This window comes from Sporolactobacillus sp. Y61, from assembly GCF_040529185.1.
Lineage (GTDB): Bacteria > Bacillota > Bacilli > Bacillales > Sporolactobacillaceae > Sporolactobacillus.
The window spans coordinates 1,405,415-1,417,635 of record NZ_CP159510.1 but is presented as its reverse complement, the minus strand read 5'-3'; the positions used below and the strand labels follow the sequence as shown (position 1 = coordinate 1,417,635).

Genomic DNA, 12,221 nt, shown 5'->3' with positions numbered 1-12,221 from the left:
GTATGTTAACAAAATTGTAGAATTTAGTAGTTTTGATTTAGATCAATTTTTTCTTTCTCCTTGAATTACACTTTAAGTGCAACACTTAGAAGATAAAAAAGACTCATCGCTGAGCCTTCCCTGAGCCTTCCCTGCACAATAGGATTTGAGGAAACTATCGAAAGCAGGTGAACAGCGATGAGTCACTATAAGCCAACACCTTTTTACATCTTGCAAACGCTTAAACAGTAAGAGAAACCTGCCGATAATCACTCTGGATATTATTTTCTTCTATTATATATGGAGAAAAACCAGGAGGCAGGTTTTTGTGAATTTCTTCCGTCGCTGTATTCAGTTCGCATTTTCTTTTCATATACGTACGCTGTTTCTGCTCATGGTCGCGGCTATCGTCATCATTCCTGATGTGTTTCTCTTCACATCCGTTTACCTTGATTTAAGGGCGATTCCGGAAATACGCCAGTCCGGACAAATGATGATGATCCTTCTCAAAATGGGGCTTATCGCTTTTCTGGCCATTGTCATTCTTTCTCTGATTGTCTGGTTTGCCTGTAAAATCATCTTCCTGCGTCCGATGGATCGTTTCATCGCCGTAACCCGGGCCGTGAGCCGTCATGATCTTTCACAGGATCTGGACGACAATGTCACAACCAACCACGAATTCGGACTGATGAGAAGCAGCATCAATCAAATGATCCAGTCTCTGAATCAGATTATTGAGGACATTCTCCGTCGTTCTGTGTCGGTGTCCGTCTCGTCCGGTCAGCTGACTGCATCTTCCGGGCAAAATAAAAAGGCATCCATCGACATGGCCCGCTCGCTGCAGGAAGTCGCTGAGGCTGCCGATCATCAGGTGCGTCAGGTGAGCAGCGTGAAAAAAGAGACCGATGAAATCAATATAGCCATCGCGTCGATTACGCAGGATTCGCTCAAGCTTGCCGACAAGTCGAAAGTCTCCGTCCATACCGTACAGTCCGGTCAGAAAGAAATGACCCGTGCCACCCAACAGATGCGCCAGATCAGGCAGACAATCTCTGAATTGTCGGAGCTTGTCCGGGTACTCAGCAGTCAGTCTGAGAACATTAATCAGATGATCCAGTCGATTAACGCCATCGCGGATGAAACCCAGATGCTTTCATTAAATGCATCGATTGAGGCTGCCCGCGCCGGGGAACATGGCAAAGGATTTTCTGTTGTCGCCCACGAAATCGGCAAACTGGCTGATCAATCGTCTGTATCTGCCAGACAGATTCATGAAATTCTCGATACCATCCGCCACGAAATCCTGCAGATTGCCCATGCGATGAAGAATGAAGTCACGCAGATCGATGATGGAATGAATTTGGTTGATCATGCCGGTTCATCATTCAGGGAAATTGAAAGCTATGTATTACAAACCAGCGAAAATATTAAAAAAATGGATCAGGAGGTCAATAAAATATCGATTGCTTCATTTAATACGGCATCGTCTTTCCATACCATCGAAGAGATGGCGAACAATACTTCGTCACATACCCAGACCCTCTCAGCCGAAACGCAGGAACAGACAGCAGTGGCTGAAAGTGTTGCCGGGCAGGCCGCGGACCTTTCTGATATTGCAGATGATCTGAAGAAAATAGCCGCCTCATTTAAAGTTAAGGGACAAACAAAAGCTTAACCATACTGTTTCGCAAGCAGGTACGGGGGTAAAAGAAAAGTCCGGAAGACGGGAACAAAACGGTCTTCCGGACTTTTCTTCGGTTATGAGAGATATACCTTCACCCTTTTTACAGGGATTCTGTTACGACTTTACGTTCAAAGGGGTCGGAGCTGATTCCTTCTGCAAGGATCTTCTTTGACCATTCCTTAGCGGAAAAAAGTGAATGATCACGATAGTTGCCACAGCTTTCAATCGTTGTCCCCTGCACGTCATCCCATGTGGCCGGGCCGGCAATGAATTCGAGAGCCCCCTTCAATGCTTTGGCGACATCGTCAGGCTGATGTTCGCCCCAGAGAATCAGATGAAACCCTGTCCGGCAGCCGAACGGTGAGCAGTCAATCACGCCGTCCAGACGATCACGCAGCAGACTGGCCAGCATATGTTCAATCGTATGAATGCCTGCTGTTGGAATGGCATTGGCATTCGGCTGAACAAGGCGCAGGTCGTAATTCTGAATCTCATCGCCCCTGGGTCCTTTTTCCGTACTGATCAGCCGGACATAAGGCGCTTTGACTTTTGTATGATCAAGAGTAAAACTTTCTACTTTTGCCATGATAAGAATCTCCTTTCTAAATAATTGAATTCCTGTTGCTTTACTCTATTTTAATATGAATATACCCCAACATGCACGTCATAACGTTTTTCAACTAAAAACGGCCAATCACTTCCGCATTCAGTGACTTCAGCACGTCAACTGTCAGCTTCAGTGCCGACACATAGTCTTCAAAAGCAACATAGCTATACGGCGTATGGGCATACCGGACCGGAATCCCGAGGACAATAGTTGGTGCGCCTGAATACAGGTTGATCACTGCCCCGTCGTTACCGCCTCCGGTCCGGACCGCGCGTTGTGCTTTAATCCCTTTCGCACCGGCCCTGTCCAGGACGTATTTCTGGAACCGTGGGTTAACGATGATCGAGGTATCCCGGTCACGCAGCATCGGTCCACGCTTCATGCCGGTCTGAATCATATACTCCGGAGAAAATGTATCGTCGGCAGGCGGCCCTTCAAAAACGATCGACAGATCCGGCTGAATCTTTTTCACCGTGACCTGTGCCCCGCGTTCACCTACCTCTTCCTGTGCAGATAAGGAGGCAACAATATCGACATCAAGATCCTGCCCGTCCAGTTCACGCAAGGTATCGGCAAGACATGCGGTGCCGATCCTGTTATCGAAAGCTTTACCCAGCATCACATCACGATGATCAAGATATTCGAAACGCACATCAGGCACAACAGGGGCGCCGATATCAATCTTAAATTGATTTTTTACTTCTTCCGCAGACGTCGCACCGACATCGATCGCCATATCGGAGATCTTCGGTACAGCCTTTTTCTGTTCAGCAGTCATAAAATGTGGCGGTATACTGGTGATAATCGCCGGAAGATAGACACCATCCCTGTTACGTACCCGCACCTTATGTGCCGGAATATTCACTGGAGCCCAGCTGCCAATCGTCACAAAACGGAGGGTTCCGTTCGGCTTGATTGCCTGTACCATGAACCCCACTTCGTCACTGTGCGCGTCCAGCTGAACAACCGGACGATGCCCGGTGTTCCCCTGCGCCTGACATAAACATTACGCATGGGGTCTTCTGTTACTTCGCCCAGATCCTTTACAGCTTCTGAGAAAAGGTGGACAACTTCATCTTCAAACCCCGACACGCCGTTTGCGTTTGAGAGTTTTTCTATTAATTGCAAGGAACGCTTCTTATCCATTTTTTTGCCTCCTTATCCTTATTTTACCTCAGACCGGCACAGGCGGGAATAAAAAAATGATCCACGTTCCATACTGAAACGGATATCCCGCTGATCTGCCGGACTGCTCCCCGGAATAAAGCGAAACGTCCACCCGCGCCTGGTCGTTTTCCCTCATGGCCCGGAGGCGGGGGGGGGTACTGCCCGTTCATGCGTGGCAAATTCCGAACGAAGAAAGCCGATCTGATTTATATTATTCGTTTTTTCCTGTATTTTCTGTTCCATTTTACCTATTGATACGTTATAGTTACTTTATAACTACATATTTCATTTCAGGAGGGTTTTCCTTGTTAAAGAAAATCGCAGTACTGCTTTCAGCCGTTTTGATCATCGCTGCCGCGCTTTCCGGCTGTGGAAACAGGAGCGGGGCAGGCAGTTCAACTAAAGAGGACACGTTCAGAGTTGCCATGGTCACCGGCATCGGCGGCGTTGACGACAAATCCTTTAATCAGTCCTCATGGGAAGGTATGAAAAAGTTCGCTGAAGATAACGATCTGAAGACCGGATCTGATGTGAAATACCTGGAATCCAGCCAGCCGAGTGACTTTTCACCGAATCTGCATGAATTAATCAATCAGAAATATAACTTAATCATTGCGATCGGCTTCCAGATGCAGAGCGATATACAAAAAATCGCGCAGCAGAGTCCTGATGCTCATTTTGCACTGGTTGACAGTGTTGCAGTGGACAAAAATAACAAGCCCCTGAAAAATGTGGCTAATCTGACGTTTAAGGAACAGCAGGGCTCCTTCCTTGTCGGTGTGGTCGCCGGGCTAACAACGAAAACCAATAAAGTGGGCTTTATCGGCGGCGTTGATTCCGCACTGATCAAAAAATTCGAAAACGGATTTAAAGCCGGTGTTAAAGCCGCTAATCCGGACGCTGAAATTTACGCCCAGTATGCTGGCGCCTTTGATGCACCGGATAAGGGCCGTGCGATCGCCCAGACGCTCTATACAAAAGGCGCAGACATTATTTACGCTTCTGCCGGCGATACCGGAAACGGCGTCTTCACCGAAGCCAAATCTCTCAAAAAGGACGGGAAGAACGTCTGGGTTATCGGAGTGGACCGGGATCAGCATGAAGAAGGGCTTCCGGAAAATGTGACCCTGACTTCCATGGTGAAACGCGTGGATCAGGCGATTTACGATGCTTCTTCAAAGTCGAAGAAGGGCAACTTCCCGGGGGTCAGATCCTTGAGTACGGATTGAAGGAAAAAGGCGTAGGGATCGCCCCGACCACAGAAAATGTGAAACCGGAGATTCTTGATCAGGTGAAAGATTATCAGCAAAAGATTATTGACGGCGACATCACGGTTCCGTCAACGGATAAGGAGTATGCAGATTATCTCTCTTCATTGCCCAAAAAATAAGTTTTCTGCACTATTAAGACAGCGATGGGCAGGTTCCATCGTTGTTTTTCCTATCTATAATCGATAACGAACAGGAGATGCCTCATCATGAAAAACAGGACGATTTACTTTATCCATGATACAGATGTTGATGACCTTGTTTCGCTTTTTTTACTGACTCAGATGGAACATGTGACACTCAGCGGCGTATCGGTCATCCCCGCAGATGGCTATCTGTCACCGGGCATTGAAGCCAGCCGGAAAATCATTGACCAATTTGCCCGGAAAAAGACGGAAGTCGCCCGCTCGAACTCAAGGGGCGTGCATCCCTTTCCCAAAGAATGGCGCCTGCGTTCCTTCTACGTCAATGCCCTGCCTGTTTTGAATGAATCAGGAAAGATGGAAGCCCCGGTCAGCCCGCTCCCCGCGCATGAACATCTGATTCAGGAGATTCGAAACCATCCGGAGCCGACAACCATACTCTGTACCGGCCCGCTGACTGATCTGGCACGCGCACTCGATCAGGCGCCGGACATTGAAGAAAAAACAGACCAGCTGATCTGGATGGGCGGCACCCTGAATCCGGTGGGCAATGTCCAGGAACCTGAACATGACGGATCGGCAGAGGAACGCGTTCTGGGACCCTGAAGCCGTGGCCCGCGTCTGGCAGAGCAGCCTGAAAATTAAAATGGTCGCCCTTGAAAGTACCAGTCAGGTCCCGCTGACTCTTCCCATTCGCAATCAGTGGGCATCGCTTAGAAAATATACAGGTCTGGATTTTATCGGCCAATGTTACGCATCCGTTCCGCCGCTGATTCATTTTGAAAATAACGCCACGTACTATCTGTGGGATGTACTGACCACGATGGCTGCCGGATATCCGGAACTTGTCAGGACGAAAAAAGCCCTGACCCGTGTCCATGTTGGAGAACCCTGCCAGGGCAGAATCGAACCCGTTGAAGACGGTCGCCCTGTTGAGGTTGTCTACGATGTCGATACCCGGTCCTTCTGGTCGTCACTGATTGAGCTGGCCAAAAAGGCTTAATCCGCAACCGGAAAGACCGGCAGTTTTTCCAGATAGATAATGTCGCTCCGCTCAGCTGCCTGACCTTCGGCAAGAATCGCTGCCTTTCCAGCAACCTGCCCGCCGGCTTCACGGACGAGCAATTCCAGTGCCTGAATCGATTCACCGGTGCTGATCACGTCATCAATGATCAGAATACGCCTGTCCCTGATCAGACCGGCTTCCGCCCGATCAAGACAGAGAATCTGCTTTTTCTGCGTGGTCATCGAGCGGACTTCCGTGACAAAGGGCTCTGCCATGTAAGGCTTGATACTTTTTCTGGCAACAAAATAACGTTTCATCCCCATAATCCGGGACAACTCCTGGGCGAGAGGAATCCCTTTTGCTTCCGCTGTGAGCAGGTAATCTGCTTCCGGAAGCTTTTTCTTTAATTCTGCAGCTGCATGAACGACCAGCTCGGCATCACCGAGAATGACAAAACTTGCAATGGAAAGCGTATCCGAAATTTGTATCACAGGCAGATGCCGCGTGACACCGGCAACATGTAACGTAAAAAATGACATAATAATTCTCCTTTGTATGCGCGCGATCAACAGGCGATTCGTCTCTGAACCTATCCCTGAATAATGATATCCTGATTAACAAGATTAGCAGGTCTTTCCTGTTTATGCAATCGCCGGACCAGTTGCTGCAAGGCTATTTTCCGGGCGCTGTAAAATGAATCTTCTGAGACGAAGGCAGAGTGAGGCGTGATGACGGTATTTTCGAGGGCAAAAAGCGGGCTTTTTTCAGTCATTTCATCTTCAATCACATCAACGGCTGCTGCCCTGATTTCACCTTCCCGGATGGCTTCGGCAAGCGCCGCTTCATCCACCACCCTGCCCCGGGATGTATTGACGAGAAAAGCACTCCCTTTCATCATTTTGAGTTCTCTTTCTGAAATCAAGTGCGTCGTTGCGGGGATCAGCGGGCAGTGCAGCGAAAGAATATCCGATTGCATCAGCAGTTCATCAAATGTTTCGACTTTTTCCGCACCAAAACGCCTCAGGAATGCCCGGCTTTTCGTCGGAGCATACACAAGGACGCGGACCTGTAGCGCACGCAGCATCGGCATCATCGCCTGGGGAATACTGCCAAAGAAATACAGGCCCACTGTCCTTCCAGACAGCCGGTACGTTTTATAACCATACAGCGGATTCCACATCCCGCGCCGGACAGAACGGTCATGCATGGTAATTTTTCGAACAAGATCAATCATCATCCCGACTGCATGCAGCGCCACTTCTTCTGAGCAGAACCCGGGACAGTTGGTGACACAGACGCCGTGATCCGTTGCCGCCTGCAAATCGACATGATCGACACCGATCGATTGAAGAGCGACGATTTTCAGACGCGGCAGCTGAGCAAGTATTTCCCGCGTGATCTGCTGATATTCAACCACCACGCCCTCTGCGTCCCGCGCATGGTCGACGAAATCTTTCTTCTTCTCATAATCCTTCACTTCAACGAGCTCGATATCCGGAATGGCCCATTCTCGAAGCAATTGCCGTTCGTAGTCCAGCGTATCATCAATATTATAGTAGAGAACTTTTTTCTTCACCTGAGCTGCTCCTCTCAATGCGTACAGATCCCGCTTAAAACACGGTCGATAATCGATAGCCCCTGATCCATCTCTTCTTTTTTAATGTTGAACGGCGTTGCGAAGCGCATCCCGTTCTCATGGACGCCGCAGCCAAGAGTCAGAAGTCTGCGCTTCAGGCAGTCTGCCCTGACGCGTGACAGCATATCTGGCGCCGGGCTTCCGTCCGGGTGAGAAAATTCAATAGCCTGCATCAGTCCCAGCCCGCGGACATCGGTGATGCAGGTGTACTTTTGCTGCAGATCAAGCAGCCGGCTCTTCAGATACCCGCCCATTTTTCGGACATGGTCTAAAAGATCTTCTTCCTGAAAAACATCCAGGACAGCTAGTGCCGCAGCTGCACTGACCGGATGACCGCCAAACGTCGTCCCATGCATTCCCGGGTGCCACTCCGCCATGATCTCCGGTAAGGCAACGACCGCACTCATCGGCAACCCGCCCGCCAGCGCTTTTCCAACCGTCATGATATCCGGCACAACCCCGAACTGTTCACTTGCAAACATCCGGCCTGTGCGCCCGTAGCCGGACTGTATTTCATCGATAATCAGCAGAATGCCGTACTGGCTGCAGCGCTCGCGAATGCCCTGAACAAATGCTTTCTCCGGAACCACATACCCTCCTTCTCCCTGAACCGGCTCCATGATGATCGCCGCCACCTGATCCGGCGCAATCAGATACGCAAACAGGTGATCCAGTTCATTCAGGCAATAGGCCGTACGCTGTGCTGTATTGAATCCGTCCGGACACAGATCCTTTGACGGATAAGGGGCAAAATAAACGGGACCCGCCATCGGTTCGACGTATTTTCGGTATTTCGCTTTCGAACCCGTCACCGAAAGTGCGCCCAGTGTCCGGCCATGAAAAGACCCCTGAAAAGCGATAATCGCCGGTCTTTTCGTAAAAACTCTGGCCAGTTTCAAAGCCCCGTCAATCGCCTCGGCACCCCCATTTGAGAAAAACACCGAGTCCAGCCGTCCCGGTGTCACTGCAGCAAGCCGCCTGGCCAGTTCCAGAGTGGATGGATAATGGACGAGATTGAACGAAGCATGAATCAGTTTTCCCGCCTGTTTCTTGATCGCCTCAACAATTTTCGGATGGCCATGTCCCAGCGCATTGACAGCGATTCCCTGCACAAAATCCAGATAGCGCTCGCCGTGAATATCTGTCAGATAACAGCCCTCTCCACTTGCTACAATGAGATCGGTTGCCTTTGCCAGTGCCGGACTCAGGAATGGCCTGTAATCCTCAATGTTCATCCGCATGCCTCCATCTTTTCGTGGCGATCCTCTTTATATAAAAATATTTATCAGAAGTGAAAATATACCGGAACACGTTTTATGAAGACCTCCTGTCCGCAGATCCGGCTGCCATACGCTCAACAGGCGAAAGGAGATTCACACCGATGACACCGATTATAACCATCAGTGCGCCGATGTAGTGATAATAAAACAGCTGTTCATGGAGAAAAAACGTTCCGGCAAAAATGGAGATGATCGTTGTCAGATTCGTAAAAATGCCGAATCGATAAGCCTCCATATGCTTCAGAGCGAAATTGGACAGAAAAAATGTCGTAAACGACGCCAGAATGCCGAGATAACTGACTGAGATCAGGTACACAGGGTTTGCCAGCGGCGTAAAGTAGCCGGCCACTGTCCCTGAAGCGATGTGGTTACCGGCAGAGATAAGATTAAAGGAGATCCATCCTGAGAAAATCATAAAGCAGGTCATGTCCTCCATTCGGAAAGACTGCGCCGCCTTCCTGCCAAGTACATTATAGCCGGCATAGGTCAGCGTACTGACCATGATCAGTACAATACCGGGCCATTTCACGAGTCCAAAATGGACGTTATTCATCATAAAGATAAACATCACACCCAGGACGGAAACGCTCACAGCCAGTTTCTGCAGCCCTGTCTGTCTCTCTTTAAGAAACCAGGAAGCCATCAGAATGGTGAAAATCGGCAGCAGTGCCTGAATAATCCCCGCTTCCGAAGCAGGCAGGTAGAGCAGTCCAAGTGCCTGAGTCAGAAAATAGAAAAAAGGGTTCAAAACGGACAGTAATATAAGCAGCAGCAGATCCCGCGGCCGAAAAGACCATTTCATCTTTCTGAAAAGTAAAAAGGGCAGGGAAAAAAATAATGCAATTGTAAAGCGGTGCGCCAGCACATCCAGGGGATCTGCTTCCTGCAAACTGAGTTTGACAAACAAAAACGAAAAACCGATGATGCATGAAAACAGCACAGCTGCAAGATAAGCACGAAATTTCATGGTCCTTTCATCTCCCCGTACGAGAGGATAACTTGCTCACTGGTCCGGCTGAAAGTTCGTATTCCGCCGGTTGAATGTGATTATTCAGCCGGACCGGTTTTCAGCCGCAATTCTGAGTTATTCAGCCAGATCCAGCATTTTTTCAGCCGCAAATTCGGGTTATTCAGCCGGATCCGGTAGTTTTTCAGCCGCAGATCTGGGTTATTCAGCCAGACCGGTATTCAGCCGCAAATCCGAGTTATTCAGCCGGATCCAGCATTTTTTCAGCCGCAAATTCGGGTTATTCAGCCGGAGCCGGTATTTTTTCAGCCGCAGATCTGGGTTATTCAGCCAGACCGGTATTCAGCCGCAAATCCGAGTTATTCAGCCGGATCCAGCATTTTTTCAGCCGCAAATCTGAATTATTCAGCCGGATCCAGTTTTTATTCAGCCGCAAGTCCGAATAATTCAGCCAGACCGGTTTTCATCCACAAATCTGAATTATTCAGCCAGATCCAGCATTTTTTCAGCCGCTAAGCTGAGTTATTCAGCCGGAGCCGGTATTTTTTCAGCCGCAGATTTGAATAATTCAGCCGGATCGGATAGTTTTTCAGCCGGATCGGATAGTTTTTCAGCCGGGTTCAGTGTTTTTTCAGCCGGAGCCTGCGATAATCCGCCGGGAGTTCTGTATCCCGGGTAAATACGAAACAAGCCACAAACGTAAAAAGGAGCCCGTCAGTGGCAGCAGGTCACAGACCGCATGCCGCAGGGCTCCTATATCCTGTAACCTGAAGCATCAGGGAAATTTATTGCATGGCTCGGAGGTTTTTCGTTTTCTCCCGGTTCACCTGTTTATTTTCGATGCTGACGCCGTAATCTTTTTTTGCCCGTTCCAATGAAACATAACCATCCAGATAATCTGCCAGTACCTGTTCCGGATCCCTTTCAAAAGGATTTCCGTAACCTCCGCCGCACGGTCCGATGATGCGCAGCGTTTCACCCTTGTGTGTCTTTTTGTAAGGAACCTTTGAGGGTAAACCTGTCTGATCACCGTTCTGATCGGTAAAAATCAGTTTGCTCGGCGTCCCATCCATACCGCCAGCGAATCCCCACGGACTGTACTTCTGACCTTCTCCCTCAACAGAAAATCCGCCTTCATCCGTAAATTGAATATCACGGATAGGTCCGACACCGCCGCGATATTTCCCTGATGCGGCAGCATCATCTGGAAATTCATAACGTGTGACACTGAGCGGATGATGCGATTCAATGTCTTCAATTGGATTGTTTCTTGTATTCGCATATAAAACGTCAATCGCATCAATTCCGTCTTTCCCGTAACGGCCACCTGAACTGCCGGCCATAATGTCCATGTAGACCCAGTACTTTTCGTCAATCATACCACTGTATGCCACCATGTACAGGTTGCCGATTCCCCCGCAGACCTGTTTGGGGACAGCTTGCCCAAGAGCGTGCATAATCGTATCGGCAAGCGCATTCCCCGGACAAAAACGGGAGATGGTAGGAGCGGGATAGGTTGGATTGGCCAGTGTGCCTGCCGGAGCAATAATTTTGATTGGCCGGACCATACCCGCATTCTGCGGAATATAGCCGAACTTCTTCGAATCGAGTAGGATCGTCCGAACGGTCAGGTAAACCGCCATATCGGTTGTCCCCGGAAAGGGCATGTTGATCGGACGATCTGCCACTTGATCGGATGTTCCCGTCAGGTCAACTGTCATGTCATCTCCATTTATAGTGACGTTGACAACGAACTTCAGATCTTTCCGTTTTGGATCCGGGTCATCGAGATAGCCGTCAATATACCCGACCGAAGAATATGTGCCATCCGGTATTTTCGCAATCTCATTGCGTAAAATCCGTTCCGAGTAATCAATCATATAATCACGCGCCGCCCGTACAGTCTCAAGCCCGAATTTTTCAACAATCTCAAGATAACGCTGTGCACCAATATAGCAGGTGGCAATTTCCGCCTCCATGTCGCCGATCACTTTACTGTCACGGACATTATCACGGATAATCTGCCAGACCATATCAACTTTCTTTCCCTTTTCATACACCTTGATGGCCTTGAACTGCAATCCTTCCGCAAAGCAGTCAACGGCGTCAATGATACCGATTGAACCAGGCGAAAGAGCCCCAAGATCCAGTTGGTGCGCAGTTGCACCGGAAAAGCCAATGAGTTCTCCCTTATAGAAAATAGGGACAAAAAATCCACAGTCCGGCTCATGTGTCGCGCCATAGAAAGTTGAATTGTGCAGCACGACGTCCCGGGATGAAACGTGTCCCCTCGTTCAGCCATAATTTTTTTGATGCCCAGGAGGTAGCCCGGTATCGGTCCGGACTGAAGCGGTGTACTGTTCACGGATTCACACAACTGCTGTCCATTTTCATCCATTAAGGCGCAACCAAAGTCATTAGATTCACGAATGATGCTGGAATACGACATACGTGCCAGCTTATGTCCCATTTCAATGGCCACAT

General features: G+C 49.2%; 8 protein-coding genes and 3 pseudogenes. 3 read left to right on the top strand and 8 right to left on the bottom strand.

The window, feature by feature from the left end:
• Window positions 1-307: 307 nt before the first annotated feature.
• Window positions 308-1,654 (top strand): methyl-accepting chemotaxis protein, encoded by a 1,347-nt coding sequence (locus ABNN70_RS06830; RefSeq protein ID WP_129930578.1) that lies wholly within the window; start codon window positions 308-310, stop codon window positions 1,652-1,654.
• A gap of 109 nt (window positions 1,655-1,763) precedes the next feature.
• Here ABNN70_RS06830 and ABNN70_RS06825 read toward each other — a convergent pair whose 3' ends face one another.
• The 3 genes from ABNN70_RS06825 to ABNN70_RS06815 form a co-directional block, all read right to left on the bottom strand.
• Complete coding sequence (locus tag ABNN70_RS06825; RefSeq protein ID WP_129930580.1) at window positions 1,764-2,249, bottom strand: S-ribosylhomocysteine lyase; 486 nt, start codon at window positions 2,247-2,249, stop codon at window positions 1,764-1,766.
• A 94-nt stretch (window positions 2,250-2,343) separates the two neighbouring features.
• A complete protein-coding gene (locus ABNN70_RS06820) occupies window positions 2,344-3,198 on the bottom strand; it encodes a M20/M25/M40 family metallo-hydrolase (protein WP_353949228.1) in 855 nt (284 codons plus the stop codon).
• The gene (locus tag ABNN70_RS06815) at window positions 3,156-3,416 is read right to left on the bottom strand and encodes a hypothetical protein (RefSeq protein ID WP_353949227.1); all 261 of its coding nucleotides are present in this window, start codon (window positions 3,414-3,416) and stop codon (window positions 3,156-3,158) included. The genes ABNN70_RS06820 and ABNN70_RS06815 overlap by 43 nt, the downstream gene beginning before the upstream one ends.
• A gap of 326 nt (window positions 3,417-3,742) precedes the next feature.
• Between ABNN70_RS06815 and ABNN70_RS06810 the strand changes: the two are divergent.
• A pseudogene (locus tag ABNN70_RS06810) lies at window positions 3,743-4,827 on the top strand (BMP family ABC transporter substrate-binding protein).
• Between the two features lie 87 nt (window positions 4,828-4,914).
• Window positions 4,915-5,851 (top strand): annotated as a pseudogene (locus ABNN70_RS06805) (nucleoside hydrolase).
• Here the strand turns inward: ABNN70_RS06805 and ABNN70_RS06800 are convergent.
• The 5 genes and pseudogenes from ABNN70_RS06800 to ABNN70_RS06780 form a co-directional block, all read right to left on the bottom strand.
• Window positions 5,848-6,393, bottom strand: a complete 546-nt coding sequence (locus ABNN70_RS06800; RefSeq protein WP_353949226.1) for a phosphoribosyltransferase family protein — start codon at window positions 6,391-6,393, stop codon at window positions 5,848-5,850. The pseudogene ABNN70_RS06805 and the gene ABNN70_RS06800 overlap by 4 nt on opposite strands.
• A gap of 50 nt (window positions 6,394-6,443) precedes the next feature.
• The gene (locus ABNN70_RS06795; protein WP_353949225.1) at window positions 6,444-7,430 is read right to left on the bottom strand and encodes a C-terminal binding protein; all 987 of its coding nucleotides are present in this window, start codon (window positions 7,428-7,430) and stop codon (window positions 6,444-6,446) included.
• Window positions 7,431-7,444: 14 nt separating this feature from the next.
• The gene (locus ABNN70_RS06790; RefSeq protein WP_353949224.1) at window positions 7,445-8,725 is read right to left on the bottom strand and encodes an aspartate aminotransferase family protein; all 1,281 of its coding nucleotides are present in this window, start codon (window positions 8,723-8,725) and stop codon (window positions 7,445-7,447) included.
• Between the two features lie 79 nt (window positions 8,726-8,804).
• Window positions 8,805-9,737 carry a DMT family transporter gene (locus ABNN70_RS06785; RefSeq protein ID WP_353949223.1) on the bottom strand — a complete coding sequence of 311 codons (933 nt, stop codon included), beginning with the start codon at window positions 9,735-9,737 and terminating at the stop codon, window positions 8,805-8,807.
• A gap of 785 nt (window positions 9,738-10,522) precedes the next feature.
• Window positions 10,523-12,207, bottom strand: a pseudogene (locus ABNN70_RS06780) (hydantoinase B/oxoprolinase family protein).
• Window positions 12,208-12,221: the final 14 nt, after the last annotated feature.